The 21,589-nt window shown below is 45.0% G+C and carries 20 protein-coding genes and 1 pseudogene; 16 read left to right on the top strand and 5 right to left on the bottom strand.

From position 1 onward, the window contains the following. Nucleotides 1-210: 210 nt before the first annotated feature. Nucleotides 211-954 (top strand): Crp/Fnr family transcriptional regulator, encoded by a 744-nt coding sequence (locus ACIQCO_RS21305; protein ID WP_400432288.1) that lies wholly within the window; start codon nt 211-213, stop codon nt 952-954. A 201-nt stretch (nt 955-1,155) separates the two neighbouring features. Here ACIQCO_RS21305 and bshB2 read toward each other — a convergent pair whose 3' ends face one another. Both bshB2 and ACIQCO_RS21295 read right to left on the bottom strand, forming a co-directional pair. Beyond that, a complete protein-coding gene (gene bshB2 / locus ACIQCO_RS21300) occupies nt 1,156-1,821 on the bottom strand; it encodes a bacillithiol biosynthesis deacetylase BshB2 (protein WP_400432285.1) in 666 nt (221 codons plus the stop codon). Between the two features lie 19 nt (nt 1,822-1,840). Then, nucleotides 1,841-2,188 carry a YojF family protein gene (locus ACIQCO_RS21295; protein WP_400432282.1) on the bottom strand — a complete coding sequence of 116 codons (348 nt, stop codon included), beginning with the start codon at nt 2,186-2,188 and terminating at the stop codon, nt 1,841-1,843. 394 nt (nt 2,189-2,582) lie between these two features. On the opposite strand from ACIQCO_RS21295, the gene ACIQCO_RS21290 reads away from it, so the two are divergent. From ACIQCO_RS21290 to ACIQCO_RS21280, 3 genes are read left to right on the top strand one after another with little or no spacing between them, the layout of a single operon-like run. Then, complete coding sequence (locus ACIQCO_RS21290) at nt 2,583-4,067, top strand: spore germination protein (protein ID WP_400432277.1); 1,485 nt, start codon at nt 2,583-2,585, stop codon at nt 4,065-4,067. A 25-nt stretch (nt 4,068-4,092) separates the two neighbouring features. Then, the gene (locus tag ACIQCO_RS21285; RefSeq protein WP_400432274.1) at nt 4,093-5,184 is read left to right on the top strand and encodes a GerAB/ArcD/ProY family transporter; all 1,092 of its coding nucleotides are present in this window, start codon (nt 4,093-4,095) and stop codon (nt 5,182-5,184) included. Then, nucleotides 5,181-6,260, top strand: coding sequence for a Ger(x)C family spore germination protein (locus ACIQCO_RS21280; RefSeq protein ID WP_400432271.1), 1,080 nt, complete (start codon nt 5,181-5,183; stop codon nt 6,258-6,260). The genes ACIQCO_RS21285 and ACIQCO_RS21280 overlap by 4 nt, the downstream gene beginning before the upstream one ends. A gap of 55 nt (nt 6,261-6,315) precedes the next feature. Here the strand turns inward: ACIQCO_RS21280 and pdxK are convergent, their stop codons facing one another. Beyond that, complete coding sequence (gene pdxK / locus ACIQCO_RS21275; protein ID WP_400432268.1) at nt 6,316-7,155, bottom strand: pyridoxine/pyridoxal/pyridoxamine kinase; 840 nt, start codon at nt 7,153-7,155, stop codon at nt 6,316-6,318. A 413-nt stretch (nt 7,156-7,568) separates the two neighbouring features. Here pdxK and fdhD point away from each other — a divergent pair, with 413 nt between their 5' ends. The 12 genes and pseudogenes from fdhD (at nt 7,569) to ACIQCO_RS21220 (ending at nt 19,927) form a co-directional block, all read left to right on the top strand. Beyond that, complete coding sequence (fdhD, locus tag ACIQCO_RS21270) at nt 7,569-8,330, top strand: formate dehydrogenase accessory sulfurtransferase FdhD (protein ID WP_400432266.1); 762 nt, start codon at nt 7,569-7,571, stop codon at nt 8,328-8,330. A gap of 120 nt (nt 8,331-8,450) precedes the next feature. Next, nucleotides 8,451-9,023, top strand: a complete 573-nt coding sequence (locus ACIQCO_RS28225; protein ID WP_483874174.1) for a twin-arginine translocation signal domain-containing protein — start codon at nt 8,451-8,453, stop codon at nt 9,021-9,023. Nucleotides 9,024-9,035: 12 nt separating this feature from the next. After that, nucleotides 9,036-11,438, top strand: a pseudogene (gene fdnG / locus ACIQCO_RS21265) (formate dehydrogenase-N subunit alpha); the annotation flags it as partial. Continuing rightward, nucleotides 11,438-12,268, top strand: a complete 831-nt coding sequence (locus ACIQCO_RS21260) for a 4Fe-4S dicluster domain-containing protein (RefSeq protein WP_400432264.1) — start codon at nt 11,438-11,440, stop codon at nt 12,266-12,268. The pseudogene fdnG and the gene ACIQCO_RS21260, both read left to right, overlap by 1 nt. Further along, the gene (locus ACIQCO_RS21255; RefSeq protein WP_400432261.1) at nt 12,261-12,974 is read left to right on the top strand and encodes a formate dehydrogenase subunit gamma; all 714 of its coding nucleotides are present in this window, start codon (nt 12,261-12,263) and stop codon (nt 12,972-12,974) included. The genes ACIQCO_RS21260 and ACIQCO_RS21255 overlap by 8 nt, the downstream gene beginning before the upstream one ends. Before the next feature lie 284 nt (nt 12,975-13,258). Further along, a complete protein-coding gene (locus tag ACIQCO_RS21250) occupies nt 13,259-14,101 on the top strand; it encodes a formate dehydrogenase accessory protein FdhE (protein ID WP_400432258.1) in 843 nt (280 codons plus the stop codon). 104 nt (nt 14,102-14,205) lie between these two features. Next, entirely contained in the window at nt 14,206-14,805 is a 600-nt protein-coding gene (mobA, locus tag ACIQCO_RS21245) for a molybdenum cofactor guanylyltransferase (RefSeq protein ID WP_400432255.1), read from the top strand. Nucleotides 14,806-14,822: 17 nt separating this feature from the next. Beyond that, entirely contained in the window at nt 14,823-16,055 is a 1,233-nt protein-coding gene (locus ACIQCO_RS21240; protein WP_400432252.1) for a molybdopterin molybdotransferase MoeA, read from the top strand. A gap of 16 nt (nt 16,056-16,071) precedes the next feature. Then, nucleotides 16,072-18,009 (top strand): molybdopterin biosynthesis protein, encoded by a 1,938-nt coding sequence (locus ACIQCO_RS21235; RefSeq protein ID WP_400432249.1) that lies wholly within the window; start codon nt 16,072-16,074, stop codon nt 18,007-18,009. Then, nucleotides 18,006-18,473, top strand: a complete 468-nt coding sequence (locus tag ACIQCO_RS21230) for a molybdenum cofactor biosynthesis protein MoaE (RefSeq protein WP_400432247.1) — start codon at nt 18,006-18,008, stop codon at nt 18,471-18,473. The genes ACIQCO_RS21235 and ACIQCO_RS21230 overlap by 4 nt, the downstream gene beginning before the upstream one ends. Beyond that, nucleotides 18,466-18,699, top strand: a complete 234-nt coding sequence (gene moaD / locus ACIQCO_RS21225) for a molybdopterin converting factor subunit 1 (protein ID WP_400432245.1) — start codon at nt 18,466-18,468, stop codon at nt 18,697-18,699. The genes ACIQCO_RS21230 and moaD overlap by 8 nt, the downstream gene beginning before the upstream one ends. A gap of 208 nt (nt 18,700-18,907) precedes the next feature. Then, a complete protein-coding gene (locus ACIQCO_RS21220; protein WP_400432242.1) occupies nt 18,908-19,927 on the top strand; it encodes a thiazole biosynthesis adenylyltransferase ThiF in 1,020 nt (339 codons plus the stop codon). Nucleotides 19,928-19,979: 52 nt separating this feature from the next. Here ACIQCO_RS21220 and modB read toward each other — a convergent pair whose 3' ends face one another. Both modB and modA read right to left on the bottom strand, forming a co-directional pair. Then, nucleotides 19,980-20,642: a molybdate ABC transporter permease subunit gene (gene modB, locus ACIQCO_RS21215; protein ID WP_400432239.1), complete on the bottom strand. Its 663-nt coding sequence runs from the start codon at nt 20,640-20,642 to the stop codon at nt 19,980-19,982. A gap of 9 nt (nt 20,643-20,651) precedes the next feature. Beyond that, a complete protein-coding gene (gene modA / locus ACIQCO_RS21210; RefSeq protein ID WP_400432236.1) occupies nt 20,652-21,458 on the bottom strand; it encodes a molybdate ABC transporter substrate-binding protein in 807 nt (268 codons plus the stop codon). Nucleotides 21,459-21,589 lie beyond the last annotated feature (131 nt).

Below are 21,589 nucleotides of genomic sequence, written 5' to 3'. Positions count from 1 at the left end.
GAGATTTTTGAACGTTTTGTGAAGAGGTTGGTAAGAACTAGGGAAATCGCGGTTTTGAAAAAATGAACGTTTTGTGAAAGTGTTTTGAAAAAATGGCAACGCTCTGTTTTTGAAAAAGGGTGAACTTTTTGTGAATCTCGTCACTACATGATGGAAAAAAGTTGGTTACAATGGATGGTAATTATCGATGTGGGATAGGAGGTGGGTAATGTGAATCGTTCCGATTGTATGGAGAATCCGCATCTTTTAGTCTATCAAGAGGTAAAACATGAAAATTTACTTCGGAGAATTAGCATTTTCAAGGATTTATCACGTAAGTCGCTCCAGGTAATTGAAAAGCGAATTCAAACATTTGAATTAAAAAAGGGCGATAAGATTATTTCTGAGGATGAAGTGGCAAGAGGGGTTTATTTCGTTCATTCGGGGGCAGTTAAGCTGACGAAAGAAGATGAAAATGGCAATGAAATCATTGTCTGCGTCAAACAAAAGGGAGATGCCTTTGCCGAGGCCTGCTTGTTTACCCAAAAGACAGAGCGTTATCCGGCGACAGCAACGATGCTTCAGGATGGCAGGGTCATCTTTTTGGACAAGTTGGAATTAGAGCGGGATTTAGCCGATCACCCTGAGCTTGCGATGCAAATGATCAGCTATATGAGTGATGCCTTAAGGGAAATGACCACACAGCTGCGGGATGTGGCCCTGCTCGATGTCTATGCGAAAACGGTGAAGACGCTTGAGCGGCTGGGGAACAAGTTTAACACCGGCCAGAACCGCTGGAACATCGAAATTCCGTTGACGGTTCAGGAATTTGCGACGGTTGTCGGCACAACGCGGGAAAGTGTCAGCCGTGTGTTTTCAAAGTTGAAGAAGGAATCGATTATTGATTTAAAATCACGGAAAATTGTCATTTTGGATTGGTGTGGACTGTGCACACTGCTGCATCGGGAATATTAAAAGTGGTGGGTTCTCCTTAAAAGCGCTTTTTTGAGTTTTGGCTATTTTTCAAAGGGTTTTGGCTACTTTTCAAGAGGTTTTGGCTATTTTTTTCGCTGTTTTGGCTACTTTTTAAGGGGTTTTGGCTATTTAGACATTATTTGGTAAAACAAACTTGATTTTAATGAGAAAAAGCCCTTCGGATGAAAGGGCTTTTTCCTATTAAAAGGTATACGTCCAAAACCGTTCATTATTAATCCAGACCATGACTTGCGGGTCTTGATTTTTTAACTTTTCTTCCAAATCAGTCAACATCTGCTCGGTTTGCGAGCGGTGTGCGCGAATGGCGCCCAATTTTTTGTCAGCGACAGGGGTTATATTATTGACAATGTCTGCTTCCCCAAGCTCCTCGACGCAATTATTCGAGAAGGCGACGCAGTGTAAGACAGGACGTTCGCCCGCAGGCATTCTTTCAACTGCACGGACGACGGCCGCACCGGTGGCGTCATGGTCAGGATGGACCGAATAGCCGGGATAAAAGGTAATGATGAGGGAAGGATTGACTTCCTCGATTAAAGCCAGCATCGTGTTGGCAAGTTTATCCTCATCTTCAAATTCAATCGTTTTATCACGGAATCCGAGCATCCTTAGGTCCTGGATGCCTAAAACTCGGGCTGCCTCCTGTAATTCTTTCTTTCTGATTTTCGGCAGGTTTTCCCGGTTGGTAAATGGGGGATTTCCCATGTTGCGTCCCATTTCTCCTAAGGTTAAACAAGCATAGGTGACAGGCGTTCCATTCTGTACATGGGTCGCAATCGTCCCGGATACACCAAAGGCCTCATCATCAGGGTGAGGGAAAACAACCAAAACATGGCGCTCTTTTTCCATAGTTCATGCTCCTTTCTGGTTAAGCAAATGGTGTACTGCTGATTTCCAGCGCTACGGCAAGTTTACCTTTACTGTCGTGGCCGGCTAGTAATAGGTGATTCTCTTCATCTATTTCAAAATGTGTAAGGCCTTCAGCATAAATCCAGCCGAGGTTTATTTTTAGGCCGACACGGTAAGGGCCAGTTCCGGTGATTTTTCCTAATTCGTAACGGACAAGCGCATTACGGAAATAGGCGCCAGCGGAAAAGAAAGATTGATCATGGTGTGATGCATAGGCACCGTTGGTCGTTTCCAGGTGAATGTAGACATCCTTATTCGCAAAGCGGTTAATAGCGTCTTGTACGTATTTAACATCAATATATTCCAAAACACGGCCTCCTTTCCCTATGACTATTTTTATTTTAGGCTGTGTTAAAGCACATTGTTGATTTTGAGCACAATGTTGATTGGAGTGGAAGGCGCGAGACTCCTGCGGGAGCAGCGGGACAGGTGAGACCCCGCAGGCGCTTTAGCGCCGAGGAGGCTCACCGCCCGCCCCGCGGAAAGCGAAGCGCCTGGAACGGAAATCAACATTCACTTTTAACAAAGCCTTATTTAATAATGTAACTATCATACTAAAATCAGTTCCAAATTGCGAAATGATTGCTTAGAAAAAAATAGCAATTGGAAACAATTAGCTTTAATAAGAAATATTAACTTGGAAATCCTTAATTTTAGGGCATAGTTTTTAGATATGCCAGAAGGGATAAGGATCCGTGAAAATGTGGTTTCGAAAACAACCTGCTGAACAACAACAAAACAACCTTGCTGCCTTAATAAATATGTACAAGCAATCGGGTGATTTTGTTCATTTTCATCATCCACAGTCGCCGCAGCCATATTGGGTTGCTTATTTTGGCACCTTAATTGATGTCGAGATTTTGCATCGTGATATTCTTCCCTATTTAAATAAATCAGCAATCACAACATTAGAAGAGATTAAGGCCGCGCTTCCGTTTGAGGATGTCTTAATTACTAGTGATTTACAAAAAATTCAAGATGACATCCTGCAAGGGTCTGTCCTGATTCAACTCGATGAAAGAAATCCAACATGCCTCCTTGTCCGCGCGGAAATGAAAAAGGCCCGTGAGGTTACCATTCCGGAAGAGGAGTATAGCGTTGTCGGCCCGAAAGAGGCATTTGTGGAGTCGATAACGACGAATTTAAATCTCGTTCGCAAACGCTTGCCGATATCAGAATTAAAAGTAAAAGAATTTACAATTGGAACACTTTCAAAAACAAAAGTGGCCGTGTTGTACATTGAAGGAATCACGAATGAAGAAAACATCAACACCGTTTGTCAGCGTCTTTCCGATTTGCAATTCAATCAAATTCTTGATAGTTCCATTATTGCCCAGCTAATTGCTGATAATGGACATTCTCTCTTTCCGCAATTAATTGATACCGAGCGGCCTGACCGGGTCGCAGGTGTGCTGGCAGAAGGCAGTGTGGTGATTCTTGCTGATGGTTCCTCCCATGCCTTAATTGGCCCGATTTCAGTCATGGAATTATTTAATGCCTTTGAAGACTATTATGTCAATTGGCAGACGGCTTCGGCGTTAAGGATCATTCGGATCTTTGCCGTGTCTTTTTCTATTTTGGTTACCCCGATTTATGTGGCCGTTTTAACCTATCATTATCAATTAATACCGAAGGATTTAATGGTGACACTAGTTTCATCAAGAAGGAATATACCTTTACCGCCTATCCTTGAAGCCATCATTCTAGAGTTAACGATTGAACTGCTCCGGGAAGCCGGGGCAAGACTGCCGTCAAAGGTTGGACAGACGATCGGTATCGTAGGTGGTATCGTGATTGGAACAGCAGCGGTTGATGCAGGATTAACGAGCAATGTACTCTTGATTATTATCGCACTTGCTGCGTTAGCGTCTTTTACTACCCCGGTATACCGCATGGGTAATACGATTCGCTTACTGCGGTTTCCGTTTCTCTTGCTTGCGGATTTGTGGGGACTGTTAGGGATTGCGGTCGCTTTTATCTTTTTAATCATCCATTTACTGAAATTAACGTCATTGGGGAGACCATACCTAGAACCAATCTATCCGCCAAGACTTAAGGATTTTAAAGATTCATTTATTCGCTTTCCCTTCTCCTTTCAAGCAAAAAGACCTGGATATTTGCAAACAAAAGATCAAATACGCTTCTCAAAAAATAAAGCTAGCGAGGTGCATGATATCGATGAGTAGCAGTCAAATGTAAAGGAGGGAACCTATGAAAACGGTGATTAAAGACCAGTTTCTTGTCTCACCATTCCTTGTTTTATTCCTCATCCATGGTATGCAATATGGTGTGGGGGTTTTAAGCTTTCAACGGGATATCGCCAATGTTGCCGGTCATGATGCCTGGATTTCTATATTAATAACCGGAATTCTTATTCATATTTTAATTTGGATGATGTACACGATGCTCAATAAGACCAAGGGCGATTTAATAACGATTCACCAGCAAACATTCGGAAAATGGCTCGGTAATTTGTTAAGCCTTCTTTTCATTCTTTATGTTCTAGCAGAGAGTACAACGGTATTGCGTTCGTATATAGAAATTGTTCAAGTATGGATGTTTCCATTACTAAAAACATGGCCCATTGCCTTAGTCTTGCTTCTCAGTGTTTACTATGTCGTTTCAGGTGGATTTCGCATCGTGACCGGTGTTTGCTTCTTGGCAGTTGTGTTACCTTCCTATTTGATTTTTACTTATATTGTACCAATTGAATTTTCAAATTTTCGTAATCTGCTGCCAATCTTCGATCATTCCTTTTTAGAAATGGCTCAATCAATAAAGGGGTCGATACTCTCTTTTTCCGGCTTTGAATACTTATTGTTCTATTATCCTTTTATTAAACGGCCAGAGAGTTCGCAAAAGTGGGCCCATTTTGGAAATCTTGTAACGACCCTCCTATATCTGCTGATCATGATTGTCACATTAGCTTTCTTTGATCAGGGGTATTTACAAAAAGTAATCTGGCCGACGTTAATGATGTGGAAGATTATTGAATTACCTTTTGTGGAGCGCTTCGAAATAATTGGAGTTACCTCCTGGGCTGTAGTCATGTTACCTATCATTTGCTTGATGTTTTGGTCGGCAAGCCGCGGCATAAAGGAAATATTTAAGTTAAAACAGCGGAGTGTCCTCGTTTTCCTTTTACTTCTTAGTTTTATTGTTTGCTGTTTATTAATCGATAGAGAAACGATTCAACAATATAATATATTTGTGGCGGAAATTGGCTTTTACCTAATGTTAGGCTATATACCTTTCCTATTTATCTGTTGTCATCTTCGTTTAAAAATGAGGGGAAAAGGATGAAGAATAAGATAAAAATAGCGGTAGTGATGATCATCATTATTTGCGCTTATATGTTTGGACGTGTACAAAGGCAGATTTTAGATGACATTAACATGGCATCAGCTGTAGGGTATGACTATATCGATAAAGATAAGATTAAAGCCACGGCGGTCATGCCTATTTATAAACCTGACAAGAACGTTGGGAATGAAACCTATACAGCTAGTAATGAAATAAGTAAAAAGACACTTAGTAAAATCAATCGGCAATCCTCCCGTCAAGTGGTAAACGGCAAATTAGAAGTGGCAGTATATAGCAAAGAAGTGGCAAAACATGGGATTGGTGAATTGGTTGACTCTTTGCAAAGGGATCCTTCAATCAGTGAACGATTGTTTGTGGCGGTGGCGGAAGGGGAAACGCATGAACTTTTAAAGAAGAGGTACGGTGATCGGGATACAGGTGTTTATTTATCGATGCTAATCGAACAAAATATGAAGGAAGGATTAGTGCCAACGACCAACCTGCACCAATTCTTAAACGATTACAATTCCCATTTAAGGGATCCCTTTTTACCATTAATCGAGCAAAAAGGGAAGGATGTTAATCTAAAGGGGATTGCCTTATTTAAGGATGATCATTATGTGAAAAATCTCCGTCAAGACCAGCAATTTATTTTTCAAGCATTGTTGGAAAACCTTCAGTTAGGGACCTATAAACTAAAGTTGAAAGATAAGGAATATGTGGCCATCGAGAATATTAATTCAAATAGTAGTTATCGTGTTGTTAACTTAAAAAACACTCCAGAGATTCAAATCCAGGTAAAGTTGAGAGGGATCATTAGGGAATACACGGGAAAGAGGACAGACAAAAAAGAGATTGAACAAATAAAGAAAAAAATGGAAAAACAGTTAGAAAAGGAAGCCGCTGCCATGATTCGCTCGTTTCAAAAGTTAAAGATTGATCCCATTGGTTTTGGAAATCAAGTTCGCAGCCGGACAAGAAACTTTCGTTATCAAAAGTGGGTAGACCAGTATCCGAATGTATTGATCAGGGTAAAGGTAAATGTATTAATTCTCGAAAAAGGTGTGGTTGATTAAAGGTTTTGACCGCACAAAAGAGCCGATCGACCCCGACCGGCTCTTTTGCTATTTGCTATTCTTCACAATCCTCACAATACTCCGTTACTGCCTCAGCGCTGCGGTAAGCCCCATGCCAGGTAGGACCAACATATTCGTTTAAGCGGAAGCCTTGCTGGATTGCTGCTGTAATAAATGCCTTCGCTATATCGACTGCTTCATAAACTGATTTCCCTTTAGCGAGTTCTGCGGTAATCGCCGAGGAATAGGTACAGCCTGCACCGTGGGTGTAGGTTGTTTCAAATTTCTCAGACTCGTACAGCTTGAATTCCTCGCCATCATATAAGAGGTCGACGGCTTTTTCTTCAGAATGAAGCTTGCTGCCGCCTTTAATTAACACGAACTTTGCTCCTTGTTCGTGAATTTTCACAGCTGCTGCTTTCATTTCGTCGAGTGAATGAGGTGTTTTCGTGCCTGCCAGCTGCCCCGCTTCAAAAAGGTTTGGCGTAACGACTAAAGCACGCGGCAATAGAAGCTCGCGCATCGCTTCGGTTGTTTCCGGGTGTAAGGCCTCGTCTTCACCTTTGCAAACCATGACAGGGTCAATCACAACACGGTCAAGCTTGTTTTCATCAATCACCTTTGCCGCTAATTCAATAATTTCAACGGTTCCCAGCATTCCTGTTTTCATCGCGTCGATGCCGACGGAAAGAATCGTATCAATTTGTGTTTTCAGTGTCTCGATGGCAATTGGGAACACACTGTGGCGCCAATCTTTTGGATCCATCGTGACGATGGTTGTAAGGGCCGTCATCCCATAGACGCCGAGCTCCTGGAACGTCTTCAAATCCGCTTGAATCCCGGCGCCGCCGCTTGTATCCGAGCCGGCAATCGTCATTACCTTTTTGATTGTCATTATGTACTCCTCCTTCTAAAACCCTACTTATTATTATAAAACATTTTTTAAAAATTAACAGATATTGCGAACGAAAGGCCAATAGTTGACAGAAAAATGACATTTCCCCGGTTTTTCCTATTTCCAAGCATTTAGCGTGATAAATATTACTTTCAAAAGAAATGTAGCGGCGTAGGATGGGGGTATGTGGCGGACAGTTTCGGAACCGCTTACAATTATTCTGTTTTCCATACCTGCAATTGTTGGAAATCTGACACAAATTAGAAAGAGAAGGGTACTCCTTGCTTTTTGCAGGAAAAATCCCTTTTTAAAAGATTACAAATTTCGACAATGTGACAAATGTCGCTGAGTGGAATGGATCCTATTTCTACAATGAAAAGATAAGGAAAATATCCTGGAGTGGAGGAAAAACCATGAACCGCAAAGGTTGTCCGGATGAATATCCGATTTCGTTAATCATTAACGGATATGAAATGGCCGTTTTTCAACTGACAAATTCCAACCTTGATGATTGGACATATGGATATTTGTTTTCTGAAGGATTTATTCAGGAGGCAAGCGATATTGAATCGGTCCACATCAACGAAGACATGGGCACCATCAACGTATCACTCCGCACCGATTTTGATGAGACCCACGTTTTTTCAAAAAAGAAACATTACACCGCGGGCTGCGGCAGGGGTGTCACCTTCTTTTCGATGACAGATGTGAAGAGCTTTGCCAAAGTGACATCAAACAAGGCCTATCCACTAAGTTATCTGTTAAAAAAGCGCAGTCAATTCGCGCAAAACTCAGAACTTTATCTCGAAACAGGCGGGATGCATGGAGCCTGTATTGTTGATGAACAGGGCGGAATCACGATTCGCGAAGATATCGGCCGCCACAATGCCGTCGACAAGATTATTGGTCATGCGCTTCGAAATTGTTTACAACCCGAAAGGCTAATTTTACTGACAACCGGCCGGGTTTCATATGAAATGCTCTCCAAAGCAGCTAAATTTGGCTTCCCTGTTATCGGTTCGAGGACAGCGGCCACCAAACAGGCAGTACAGCTGGCAAAATATTTAAATATTGAGGTAATCGGCTATTTAAGAGGGAAAATGGCGACGATTTATACTTCGTTAGGCAGAGTCGAAAACGACTTAAACGTCGAGCTGGCTGTAGAGATGCATTGAAAGGGGTGAATGAAAAGCAAGGAATCAAATAGAGAGAAAAAGAGTGTCTAGCACCTGCTTAAGGGGCTTTCACATTTTTAAGGGATGTTCTAATCAATATGTTTGGGAAGGAGAATAGTGATGGTTGAAATGAACCTAAATCGCCGGCAATTTTTAAAGCTATCAGGCGCAACGGCAGCAACACTTGCAGTTGTCGAGCTCGGCTTTAATGAGAAAAAGGCTTATGCTGCATCAAAAGAATTCAAAATTGCCAAAGCAACTGTAACACCAACCATTTGCTGCTACTGTGGTGTCGGATGCGGAATCCTCGTTCACACCAAAAACAATACTGTGGTTTATACGGAAGGGGATCCGGATAACCCAATTAACGAAGGTAAACTATGCAGCAAGGGAACAACATTAAGACAGCTTTATACATCTGAAAAACGCTTAACCAAACCGCTTTATCGTGCACCAGGAAGCAATAAATGGGAAGAGAAAGAGTGGGAATGGATGCTTGATACCATTGCCAAACGCACCAAAGAAACACGCGATCGTTCGTTTGTCGAAGTAGAAAATGGAGTAACCGTCAATAAAACAGAAAGAATTGCCAGCCTTGGCGGGGCGGCACTTGATAATGAAGAAACGTATTTGCTCGCGAAACTAATGAGAGGGCTTGGTGTCACCTATTTAGAACACCAGGCACGAATATGACATAGTTCAACGGTTGCCGGTCTGGCACCTACATTTGGTCGTGGAGCAATGACTAACCATTGGAATGATCTGCAGCATACTGATTGTGCGTTGATCATTGGCGCGAACCCTGCAGAAAATCACCCGATTAGCTTTAGATGGCTGACGAAAGCAAAGGAAAACGGCGGAAAAATCGTTTCGGTGGACCCGCGTTATACACGTACATCCGCACAGGCTGATGTGTACGCTGCCCTTCGTTCCGGTACGGATATTCCGTTTATCGGCGGGATGATTAATTATGCGCTCGAAAACAATCTCATCCACAAAGAGTATGTTGCTAACTATACAAACGCCTCCTTTATCGTCAAAGAAGGCTATGACTTTAACGATGGCCTATTCTCAGGCTATGACGAAACAAAAAGAGCCTACGATAAAACAAAATGGGCAATTGAAACAACGGAAGACGGCAAGCCGGTTAAAGACGGAACATTAGCGCATCCGCGTTCTGTTTTCCAATTGATGAAAAAACACTATTCCCGTTATGATGTCAACACGGTCACAGCTGTAACTGGAACAGCAAAAGAAGATTACTTAAATGTTTGTAAAACCTTCTGTGAAACAGGCAAGGTTGGCAAAGCAGGAACGATCATGTATGCAATGGGAACCACTCAGCATACCGTCGGCTCACAAAACGTCCGCATTTATGCGATTCTGCAATTGCTGTTAGGAAACATCGGCTTACCAGGCGGTGGAATCAACGCGATGCGCGGCGAATCCAACGTTCAAGGCTCAACTGACTTCGGCTTATTGTATGACAACCTGACAGGGTACCTTGGTTCACCAAAGGCTACCGTTCCAGAGCATGCCACCCTGAAAGGCTATTTGGAAAAAGAAACACCAAAAACAGGCTACTGGAGCAACAAGCCAAAATTCGTTGTCAGCTTACTGAAGGCATGGTATGGCGCGAATGCGACAGCAGAAAATGAGTTTGGCTATCAATTTTTACCAAAAGGAAATAAAAACTACTCACATATCAACTTATTTAATGCGATGTACAAGGGTGAACTGGACGGAACCTTCTTATTTGGAACAAACCCAGTTGTCGGCGGTCCAAATGCCGGTAAGGAAAAAGAGGCACTTGGAAATCTGAAGTGGATGGTTGCAGTTGACCTTTGGGAAACGGAAACATCATCGTTCTGGCAAAAAGAGGCCGGCAGCGACCCTGCGAAAATCAATACGGAGGTATTCCTGCTCCCAGCTAGCGCTTCGTTTGAAAAAGAGGGCAGTGTTTCCAACAGCTCACGCTGGATGCAATACCGCTGGAAGGCAATTGATTCAAGAGGCGAAGCAAGACCAGACCTTGATATCATTCATGAGCTTGCATTAAAACTGAAGAAGCTATATGCGAACAGTCCAAAATCGGCCGACAAACCATTCTTAGCGCTTGATTGGAATTACGGAACAGGAGAAGAACCAGATATTGACCTTGTTGCCAAAGAAATCAACGGCTATGACCTGAAGACCGGTAAATTAATCGCGAGCTTCGGCGCTTTGTTAGATGACGGGACCACTTCAAGCGGCAACTGGATTTATTCCGGCTTCTATCCTGAAGAAGGCAAGAACAAATCGAAGAACCGTGACAACAAGGACACAGGCGGCGATCACTATTTGAACTGGTCCTATGCTTGGCCGATGAACCGCCGGATTCTTTACAACCGTGCCTCAGCAGACCCAAGCGGTAAGCCATGGAGCAAGGAAAAAGCGGTTATCTGGTGGGATGGTGCCGAGAAGAAATGGGTCGGCAATGATGTACCGGACTTTAAGGCAGTTACAGCACCAACTGAACCAGGCGGTACCGGTGCGTTCATGATGAATAAAGATGGTGTAGGCTTATTGTTTGCCCCGACGTTGAATGATGGACCATTCCCTGAACACTATGAACCATTTGAAAGCCCTGTTCCAAATGCGTTTTCCAATACGCAATTGAACCCGGCTGCCGTGGTAATCGAGGGCGATTTTAATAAAAAAGGCGATAAGAAAAACTTCCCGATTGTTGCAACAACCTACCGGGTGAGTGAACACTGGCAATCTGGCTCAATGACACGGAACCAAGAATGGCTCTCAGAGCTTGCCGGCCATATGTTTGTCGAAATGAGTGAAGAACTTGCCAAAGAAAAAGGCATCAAGAATAAGGATAAAATCATTGTCAGCTCAGCACGTGGAGAAATCAAAGCCTATGCAATGGTGACAAAACGCTTTAAGCCTTATCATGTTAGCGGCAAAAAAGTTCATCAAATTGGAATGCCATGGCACTTCGGCTATAAAGGATTTGCCACAGGCGATACAGCGAATCGTCTAACACCGCATATTGGCGATGCCAATACGACGATTCCGGAATTCAAAGCATTCCTCTGCAATGTTAGGAGGGCTGACTAATGGCGAAAGAATATGTAAAATATGTCGATGTCACAAAGTGTGACGGCTGCCGTGCCTGTATGGTTGCCTGTAAAAACTGGAATGACCTGCCGGCAGAGCCGACGGAATTCCTTGGCAGTGTTCAATCACATGCGAAAACAACAGCGGATACATGGAATGTCCTGCAATACATCGAGCACGAAAATAGTAAAGGTGATTTAGACTACCTGTTCCGTCATACTTCCTGCTTCCATTGTACCGACGCTGCCTGTGAAAAGGTTTGTCCTGAAAATGCGATTAGCTATACGAAGTATGGAACGGTTGTCATTGATCATGACAAGTGTGTCGGCTGCGGTTATTGTGTGCAAAACTGTCCGTTTGAAGTGATTTCCTTAAAGGAATATAAAGATAAGCACGGCAAGGAGTATCGCAAAGCCCATAAGTGTACGATGTGTACAGACCGAATCGATGAGGGCTTACAGCCTGCCTGCGTAACAACCTGTCACACGGGCGCGATGGAGTTTGGCGATAAAGACGCCATGATTCAAAAAGCAGAGCAGCGCGTCAAGGAAATTAAGGATCGTTACCCGAACGCAATGGTCTATAATCCGCAGGGCGTTGGCGGAACGCATACGGTTTACGTGCTAGCAGAAAAGCCAAGTGTTTATGGACTTCCTGAAAATCCTAAAGTGCCAACCTCAGCTGTTTTATGGAAGGATTATGCACAGCCAATCGGAAAAGCAATGATTGGCGCCACAACGATGGCAGTTGTCGGTGCATTTGTCGCTAACAAGTTTTTCAGTAAAAAAGCGGGTAATGACGCAGAAGATGGAGGTGGCAGCCATGAGTAATTATCAAAAGCACCCAAAAGCTGATGTCAAGATTCGCCGCTTTCCAAAGGCGTTTGTTTGGGCGCACGCAATCAATGGACTTGCATTCTTTGCTCTTTACATCACGGCCCTGCCAATGTATACCGACTTCTTTAACTGGCTGTATCCGGTTTTTGGCGGCCCGGCCATGGCACGGCTCCTGCACCGAATCTTTGCGGTAGCGTTCATAACGCCTACCTTTATCTTGTTAATCTTTAGTCCGAAATTCTTTTTCCAATGGATGAAAGAACTAATCACATGGAAGAAGCGCGACCTTCAATTCTTCAGTGAATTCGTTAAAGAATTATTCGGCTTCAAGTTTAAGCATATTAAACAAACCTTCTTTAACGCTGGGGAAAAAATTAACTCGATTCTTCAGATTTTCTGTGCCATCTTGGTTATTGTTTCAGGTTTCACCATGTGGTTCCCTGAGTACTTTCCAAGAGCGCTTGTACAATGGGGCTACTTCCTTCATAACGTTGGTTTTGGCTTGGGAATTGCCGTAATCGTTGGACACATATACTTATCTGTCGTTCATAAACACTCTAGACCAGGATATTCCGGCGTCGTCAACGGAAAAGTCCCTGCCTGGTGGGCAAAAGGCCACTATGGCGACTGGTATGATGAAGAAGTGAAAAAGGGTAACTTCCCTGACTTAGATGATCCAAAGCATAAAAAAGGTGCTTGATATAGACGATTGTAAAACATATATAAACCGTGGCTGTCTGTAACAGGACAGCCATTCCTTTAAAAAATTTGCTGTGTTAAAGAACATTGTTGATTTTGGCCACAATGTTGATTGGAGTGGAAGGCGCGAGACTCCTGCGGGATCAGCGGGACAGGTGAGACCCCGCAGGCGCGCAATTCGCCGAGGAGGCTCACCGCCCGCCCCGCGAACCGCTCGCGCCTGGAACGGAAATCAACATTCACCTTTAACACAGCCAAAAAATTAAAAAAAGAGGTGCGACAACGATGATTAAATCCGTTGTTTCAAAAGAATACCAGGAACTGCACAAGGAAATCGTCAAGCTTCAGCAACAGTGGAAACTACAGCTTAACCCGGAAACAATCAGGCCCAATCTTGATAAAGCGGCCATGGAAGCAGGAGTGCCTGCAGCCGCACTTACGGCTATTGATTTTGAAATTTCACTATTCCTACAGTGGATAGAGGAAATAAATGCCATCCTTATAAACAGCCATCCTGAACTTGAACCAAAGCTTTCCGGCATCACCAGCCTGCTAAATGAAGAAACGGCGATTCGCTGGATTGAAGAGGCATTTGCTTTCAATCATGTATATTTCGCCAGCTTTGCCGATAGTCACGGCCTCGAAGGATGGATCCCGCAATTCCTCGCAGAAACCGCCCTTCGTCCATACTTACAATTGACCGCTGAAAAGGTCCAGCACGAAATCCATCATTCAACCCCAGGGGCAGGCTGTCCTGTTTGCGGCGAACCAGTAAGATTAGCCACTCTTAAAGAAGAGGGAAAAAAGGTCATCCATTGCCCGCGCTGCCTTGCACACTGGCATGCCAAGCGTCTCGAATGCTCCCATTGCGGTAATGAAGACCATAAGACCATCCAGTTTCTCACGGTTGAAGGCGATGCGGTTTCGCAAATACAAGTTTGCGATACTTGCCGCGGCTATACTAAAATTATTGATACAAGACAATATATCAGCAAGCCCTCCGCTGCTTTACTCGATTTGAACTCGATTCATCTAGATTTTGTAGCACAGGAGAATGGCTATCATGCGGTTGGAGAGAAAAGCGGAAGCGCCTTGTCCAGGGGCGACAAGCATAAGACGAGCCGGTGAGAAGGTTGCTTTTTAACCTTCTTGCCGGATTGGCTTATGACTCGAGCCCCTAGGCGCTGGAGCTAGACAAAGAAAAAAAGTACGAATTAAGTAGGTGGAATTTCATGAAAGCTGCCGCGATTATTTTAGCAGGCGGAAAGTCGAGCAGGATGGGCACGAATAAAGCACTCTTAAAAATTAACGAGAAAACCAATATCGAACGAACCCGGGATGCGCTTAAACTGCTCTTTGATGATATAATTCTCGTAACGAATGAACCTGAGACCTATGAATTTTTAGAAATGAACATGACCTCGGACCATTATCCAGGAATGGGACCGCTGGCAGGCGTTCATGCAGGCTTAACCGCTTCTGATTACGATGTGAATTTTATCGTTGCCTGTGACATGCCGTTTGTTTCCGTCGAGCTCGCCGAGGCCCTTGTCCATGCTTGCGGCCATTATGATGCCGTTATCCCTGTCATCAATGGCAGGCAGCACCCATTATTTGCTGCTTTTCATAAAAAAATAGCAGGAGAAGCGGCCAGGAGTATCGAAGAAGGTAGTTTGCGGATGAAACATCTGCTTGATCGCTTAAATGTTCTCTATGTGACAGAAAGCGAGCTCCAGACTTATAGCCAACATGACCTTGAACGAGTTTTTTTCAATATGAATCACCCAAATGAGTATGAAGATGCCAAGAAGTGGGCCGAAGCAGATAATTAAGGGGGAAAAGAGGAACCATGCAATTTTTCAAAGTAAAAACAGTGGAAGAGACATTTAGCTTAATCGCCGAAAAAATTGCGGCCATTAAGCAGACAGAGGTGAGGGAGCTTGATGCCGCCCTCCATTATATTCTCGCCGAGCCGGTGATGGCGCAGGAAAATGTCCCTGGTTTTGACCGCTCGACTGTCGACGGCTATGCTGTCCGGGCCAAGGATACGTATGGTTCCTCCGAATCGATGCCCGGCTTTTTAACGCTTGCTGGGGAAGTGCATATGGGCGAGGTTCCGACTGTGACTGTCAGCTCCGGGAAGGCCGTATATGTCCCCACAGGAGGCATGCTTCCGGCCGGCAGCGACTCCGTTCTCATGATTGAACACTGTGAAGACTTGGATGGCCTCCTCAATACGTACAAGCAAATCGCCCCCGGGGAAAATGTCATCCGTAAAGGCGAAGACATTCGCGAAGGGGAAATTCTCCTGGCGGCCGGGACGAAGCTTCGACCCCAGGAATTAGGGGCGCTCGCCTCGTTAGGAATTACTCACGTGACCGTTTTTCGAAAAATAACAGCCGGCTACCTTTCCTCCGGCGACGAAATTGTGCCCTATCAAACGGAAACACTTCAAGTAGGGCAGATTCGTGATATTAACTATTTAACGATTGCCGGACTTGCAAGCGTTTGGAATGTTGACGTTGTTTACGGAGGAATTGTTAAGGATGACTTTGCTGAATTTCAGCAAAAGGCGTTTGAACTTTATCAGCAATGCGATTGTTTAATCCTCTCCGGCGGCAGCTCAGTCGGGGCCAAGGATTATACAACCGATGTGATTCAATCCTTAGGCGACCCTGGAGTTTTCGTTCATGGGATTTCAATCAAGCCGGGGAAACCGACGATTTTAGCAGTGGCGGACGGAAAACCGGTGATTGGGCTGCCGGGACACCCGGCCTCGGCGATGATTATTTTTAAGCTGTTTGGTGAGCGGATATTGCGGACGCTGACAGGTGAAGTCCTCGAGCGGAAGCCGGAGCGTGTTTTTGCAAAAATAACGAAAAACATCCCATCCTCGCCAGGACGGTCGGATTATATCCGCGTCCGTTTGTTCGAGGTTGACGGTGACTGGTGGGCCGAGCCGATTATCGGAAAATCAGGCTTAATCACCACGCTTGTAAAAAGTGATGGCATTGTCGAGATTAGTTCAGAAAAAGAAGGCGTATCACAGGGTGAATATGTACCTGTGATTCCGTCGCGGTAAGGGGGCATCAGGGAAAATGAATCAAACACCGTACAAACGAAAAATTTACTTAGAAGACAAACCCCGTGCCGAAGCCAGGGAGGAAATTCTTGCAGCTTTCAGGCTGACCCCGGAGATCGAGCATCTCGCTGTCGCTGAAGCCTTGGGCCGTGTGACCGCCGAGCCGATTTTTGCCCGGGTGTCAATGCCGCACTACCACGCCTCGGCGATGGATGGGATTGCTGTTGTTGCCGAACGTACCTATCAGGCCCATGAGCAAAATCCGCTTTATCTGAAAATCGGTGCGGAGTTTTGCTTTGTCGACACAGGGAATGCGATTCCCTCGCCATTCAATGCCGTGATTATGATTGAACATGTTCATATCGTCGATGAGGAAACGATTGAAATTATCGAACCTGCAACACCTTGGCAGCACATCCGCCCAATTGGCGAGGACATTGTTCAAGAGGAAATGCTTTTTCCACAGGGGCATCAGTTACGGCCGGCGGATTTAGGCGTCCTGCTTGCCGCCCAGCAGCTGGTTATTCCTGTTGTGAAAAAACCAGTAGTGGCGATCATCCCAACAGGTAATGAGTTGGTTGAGGCGGATGCAGAGCTGTCGTCTGGAAAAATTATTGAATTTAACGGTACGGTATTTTCCGGCTTTATTAAGGATTGGGGCGGCGAGCCTAGGCTCCATTCCATCGTAAAGGACGAGCCGGAAAAAATTAAGGAAGTGTTATTGGAGGCTGCGGAAACCGCGGATATTATCGTGATTAATGCCGGCTCTTCGGCTGGCAGGAAGGACTTCACGGTCCACATTATCGGCGAACTCGGCGAGGTCTATACCCATGGGGTCGCCGCACGGCCCGGAAAACCAACAGTTTTAGGAAAAATAAATGGAAAAATCGTCGTCGGTGTTCCAGGCTATCCTGTTTCCGCGTATCTTGCCCTAGAGTGGTTTGTCCAGCCGCTTGTCTGTCAATATTTAGGGATACCTGTACCCGAGCGGCAGAAAGTAACCGTCAAGCTAGGGCGCCGGATTGTTTCAGCAATGGGTGCTGAGGATTTTGTCCGAATGAATATCGGCTATGTCGATGGACAATTTGTCGCCAATCCGTTGACAAGAGCAGCGGGGGTAACGATGTCCTATGTCAGGGCAGACGGGCTGTTAATTGTCCCGCCGAACGTCATTGGCTATGAGCAGGGAGAGTTCGCCGAGGTTGAATTGCTGCGCCCTCTTGAGGAAATCAAGCAGGCCATCGTATTTTCCGGAAGCCACGATTTAACGATTGACTTGTTATCGTCACAGTTAAAGCGGACGCGGACCGACATGAAAATTGTCTCCTCGCATGTTGGCAGTATGGCCGGCATCATGGCAATTCGCAAGGGCGAGGCCCATGTAGCGGGCATTCATTTGCTGGACCCAGACACAAAGCAATATAATATTTCATATGTTCGAAAAATTTTAGCGGGTCAAGATGTGGTTCTCTATCCATTTTTAAAAAGAAAGCAAGGCTGGATTCTGCCTAAAGGCAATCCGCTTGAAATTTCCGGTATCGCCGATTTAGTCCGGGCCGGGGCAAACTTCGTCAATCGGCAAAAAGGCGCAGGCACTCGAATCCTGTTCGATCTGTTTTTAGAAGAAGCTGGTTTGGAGCCCGAAGAGATTACTGGTTATGACCGGGAAATGTTTTCCCATTTAGCAGTTGCGGCGGAAGTGAATGGTGATCCCTGCGGCGCAGGGATTGGGATTTATCCGGCGGCAAAGGCGATGGACTTAGACTTTATCCCGGTTGCCGACGAGGAATACGATTTACTGATGAAGCGCAGCTTTTTTGAAAGTGAACATGGGCGGCTGCTCGTGGAGATCATTCAATCGGCAGCCTTCCGCGAGCAGGTTGAAAAAATCGGCGGCTATGAAGTCGTTGAAAATCCCGTGCTGAAGTGTTTGGATGAAGAGGTGAAATCATGAGGATGTACGAAATTTCCAAAGAACCGATTGAGATTCAAGCGGTAATCGATAAAGTCGTTCAGCGTGAGGCTGGTGCTATCACGACTTTTATCGGTACCGTCCGCGAATTAACGCACGGCAAAAAGACGTTATTTTTAATTTATGAAGCGTATGAAGCGATGGCGGTGAAAAAGCTTGAGCAGATCGGCGCAGAGATTGAGGAGCGCTGGGCCGGTTCTCAGGTGGCGATTACACACCGGGTCGGGCGCTTAGATATTACCGATATCGCGGTTGTGATTGCGGTTTCGACGCCGCACCGAGCCGATGCCTATGAAGCGAACCGCTATGCAATTGAGAGGATAAAGGAAATCGTTCCAATCTGGAAGAAAGAGCATTGGGAAGACGGCGAATCATGGATGGGCAACCAGCTCGAGACGGTCTCGTACCCAAGCGGTAAGCCTGAGGCAGGTGATCTAGATGAATAAGGTATTGTTCTTTGCCCACTTGCGAGATGCGGTTGGCGCGGAGTTTTTAACATTGGATGCCGGTGGAAAAACAGTTGCCGAGTTAAAGGCGGAGTTAGCAGCGAAGTATGACCTACCACGAATGGAAACCGTGATGACGGCAATTAACGAGGAGTTTGCTGGGAACGACGAAATCATTGGCGAAGGCGACGAGATTGCGTTTATTCCGCCGGTGAGCGGCGGTTGATTTCTTGTGGGCAAGGTGGAATTTTTAGATTCGCAAATAAAACGGGGTTATTCGCAAATAAAACACTAGAATTTGCAAATAAAACCGGAAAATTCGCAAATAAAACTGGAAGATCTGCAAATAAACTTAAATTTTCATTAAATTGTTTTTCAATATCTCCTGAAAGCTCGCCAATCGGCGGGTTTTCTGTTAGAAAAGGGGAAAAAGTATGAACGAACGCTATTCACGGCAAGTCCTTTTCCCGGGAATCGGCAAAGAAGGACAAGCGAAAATCAACAGCAAACATGTACTCATTATAGGCGCCGGTGCCTTGGGCTCAGGCAGTTCCGAAATCCTCACGCGTGCCGGGGTTGGCAAACTTACCATCATTGACCGCGATTATGTCGAAGCCAGCAATCTCCAGCGCCAGCAGCTCTACACCGAAGAGGATGTAGCTGAAAAGCTGCCGAAAGCAGCGGCAGCAGAAAAACGCTTGCGGGCGATTAACAGCGATGTCGATATCCGCGCGATTATCGGCGATGCAACACCTGAATTGCTGGAAGAACTTGTCGGTGATGTTGACTTGATGCTCGATGCCACCGATAACTTTGAAACGCGGATGATGATGAACGATATTTCGCAAAAATACAAGATACCGTGGATTTACGGGGCCTGCGTCAGCAGCTTTGGGATGAGTTTTTCGATCATTCCCGGGAAAACGCCGTGCCTAAACTGCTTGCTGCGGACGATTCCACTGCAGGGGATGACCTGTGACACCGGCGGGATTATTTCTCCGGCGGTGCAAATGGTCATTGCCCACCAAACGGCGGAGGCATTGAAAATGTTAGTCGAGGACTGGGCTGCTGTCCGGACTTCGTTTGTCAGCTTTGATTTATGGCGGAATCAATACACAAGTATGAAAATGTCGAAGGCGAAGTTTGCCGGCTGCTTGTCTTGCGGCGAAGTGCGGACATATCCGTATTTGGATCATGAGAATATGACGAAGACGACGGTGCTGTGCGGCCGCGATACCGTGCAAATTCGCCCGTCTTCTGCCGGGGAAATTTCACTCGATCAGCTCGCCGGTCAGCTGAGCGCGCTTGGTTATTTGGTAAAAGGTAACCCTTATTTATTGTCGGTAGAAATCGGCGCCGAACGGATGGTTATTTTTCAAGATGGCCGTGCCCTGATACACGGAACAAAGGATTTAACCCACGCCAAGTCGCTTTATCAGCGGATTTTGGGGTAAAAAAATGAGAAAGCCCGTACCAACATTGGTACGGGTTTTCTATATAGATAACTTAGTTTTTCCCCCTCGAAAGTTGAACGCAGACTAACATCAGAAAGGAGATGCCAATCATGCAGAAAACCCAAAGCCAGGCCATCTTTATGTTGCCCGAGTCGATGGCGACATAGATGGCGGTAGGGGTGGTTTGCGTTTTTCCGGGGATATTTCCGGCGAACATGAGCGTGGCGCCAAACTCACCTAACGCGCGGGCAAAACTTAAGATTCCGCCTGAGATAATCGATTTCAAGGCGAGGGGGATGGAAACAAACAGGAAGATTTGGAACCCACTTGCTCCGTCTACCCGGGCCGCGTCCTCGACGTCACCATCGACCTCTTCAAATCCGGTCTTTGCTGATTGGTACATGAGCGGAAATGCAACAACAACAGCCGCAAGAACGGCTGCCCACCAAGTAAAAATAATCGGCTGCTTAAAGATCGATTCGATGAATTGGCCAATGGGACTCTTTTTTCCAAAGATCACAAGTAACAAGAATCCAACAACCGTTGGCGGTAGCACTAATGGTAACAGGAAGACCGTTTCGATAACGGCCTTTCCTTTGAACCTTGCCTTCGCCATCCATTTTCCTAAAAATAACCCCAAAATTAGTACAATGAATCCTGAAACAACAGCAATCTCAAGTGAGAGTTTAACAGGATCCCAAAAGTGGTCTGTCATGTTAGCTTTTTACAGTCCTTTAAATCCGTATTTTTCAAAAACGTCCATTGCTGCTTTCGTTTGTAGATAATCATAGAATAGCATAGCTTCTTTTTGATGGCTACTTGCGGTGATGACTCCTACAGGATAGATGATAGGCGTATGAGTCAATTCACTCGCCGTTGCGGCAATCTCTACTTTTTTCGATGTCAACGCATCTGTTTTATACACCATTCCAGCATCAACATTCCCTGTTTCCACATATGTAAGCACCTGGCGGACATCCTTGGCATAAACAATTTTTCCTTCAACAGTGCCCCAGATATTTAAGTTTCCTAATACCTCTTTCCCATACTTACCGGCTGGTACCGATTCAGGGGTACCGATTGAAATCTTATCTGCTTTTGGCAGGTCTTCAAACGTTTTAATTCCTTTTGCGGAGTCTTTGGGAACAACTAGAACCAATTCATTTCCGACAAGATTCATGCCATTTTTCTTGTCAATTAGATCTTCTGCCACTAATTGCTGGAATTTATCTTCCGCTGCCGAGAAGAACAGGTCAACCGGTGCTCCTTGAGAAATTTGCTGCTGCAATGCTCCGGAAGCACCGTAATTGTAGTTGATTTTCATATTACTATGTTCATGATTAAAGTTCGCGGTAATTTCGGTTAAGGCGTCTTGTAAACTTGCGGCTGCAGAAATCGTTAATTCAACCTTTTCTTCAGGTGCTGCTTGTTTTTCTTCGGCCGGTTTTTTACTTTGATCAGTAGTGGAGCATCCAGTAATGACAAGTAAAAACATCATTACCGATAAAAATAATAAATAACCTTTTTTCAAATTCATCTCGCTCCTTATAATTAGATATAACCAATTATAACTAGTTATAATTGGTTATTCTATGAAAAACATCACAAATTTTTTGCAATATGTTTTTAAAAAGTAATGAGATACAATAGAATGAGGAGGGG

It is taken from the genome of Neobacillus sp. NPDC093127, from assembly GCF_044754175.1.
GTDB lineage: Bacteria > Bacillota > Bacilli > Bacillales > Cytobacillaceae > Neobacillus.
This window is presented reverse-complemented; position numbering and strand designations above follow the sequence as displayed.

Excerpts from the sequence above, each read along its gene's own strand:
- bshB2 (WP_400432285.1), bottom strand. The coding sequence starts at position 1,821 with ATGGAAAAAGAGCGCCATGTTTTGGTTGTTTTCCCTCACCCTGATGAT.
- ACIQCO_RS21290 (WP_400432277.1), top strand. The coding sequence starts at position 2,583 with ATGTGGTTTCGAAAACAACCTGCTGAACAACAACAAAACAACCTTGCT.
- ACIQCO_RS21285 (WP_400432274.1), top strand. The coding sequence starts at position 4,093 with ATGAAAACGGTGATTAAAGACCAGTTTCTTGTCTCACCATTCCTTGTT.
- ACIQCO_RS21280 (WP_400432271.1), top strand. The coding sequence starts at position 5,181 with ATGAAGAATAAGATAAAAATAGCGGTAGTGATGATCATCATTATTTGC.
- pdxK (WP_400432268.1), bottom strand. The coding sequence starts at position 7,155 with ATGACAATCAAAAAGGTAATGACGATTGCCGGCTCGGATACAAGCGGC.
- fdhD (WP_400432266.1), top strand. The coding sequence starts at position 7,569 with ATGAACCGCAAAGGTTGTCCGGATGAATATCCGATTTCGTTAATCATT.
- ACIQCO_RS28225 (WP_483874174.1), top strand. The coding sequence starts at position 8,451 with ATGGTTGAAATGAACCTAAATCGCCGGCAATTTTTAAAGCTATCAGGC.
- ACIQCO_RS21260 (WP_400432264.1), top strand. The coding sequence starts at position 11,438 with ATGGCGAAAGAATATGTAAAATATGTCGATGTCACAAAGTGTGACGGC.
- ACIQCO_RS21255 (WP_400432261.1), top strand. The coding sequence starts at position 12,261 with ATGAGTAATTATCAAAAGCACCCAAAAGCTGATGTCAAGATTCGCCGC.
- ACIQCO_RS21250 (WP_400432258.1), top strand. The coding sequence starts at position 13,259 with ATGATTAAATCCGTTGTTTCAAAAGAATACCAGGAACTGCACAAGGAA.
- mobA (WP_400432255.1), top strand. The coding sequence starts at position 14,206 with ATGAAAGCTGCCGCGATTATTTTAGCAGGCGGAAAGTCGAGCAGGATG.
- ACIQCO_RS21240 (WP_400432252.1), top strand. The coding sequence starts at position 14,823 with ATGCAATTTTTCAAAGTAAAAACAGTGGAAGAGACATTTAGCTTAATC.
- ACIQCO_RS21235 (WP_400432249.1), top strand. The coding sequence starts at position 16,072 with ATGAATCAAACACCGTACAAACGAAAAATTTACTTAGAAGACAAACCC.
- ACIQCO_RS21230 (WP_400432247.1), top strand. The coding sequence starts at position 18,006 with ATGAGGATGTACGAAATTTCCAAAGAACCGATTGAGATTCAAGCGGTA.
- moaD (WP_400432245.1), top strand. The coding sequence starts at position 18,466 with ATGAATAAGGTATTGTTCTTTGCCCACTTGCGAGATGCGGTTGGCGCG.
- ACIQCO_RS21220 (WP_400432242.1), top strand. The coding sequence starts at position 18,908 with ATGAACGAACGCTATTCACGGCAAGTCCTTTTCCCGGGAATCGGCAAA.
- modB (WP_400432239.1), bottom strand. The coding sequence starts at position 20,642 with ATGACAGACCACTTTTGGGATCCTGTTAAACTCTCACTTGAGATTGCT.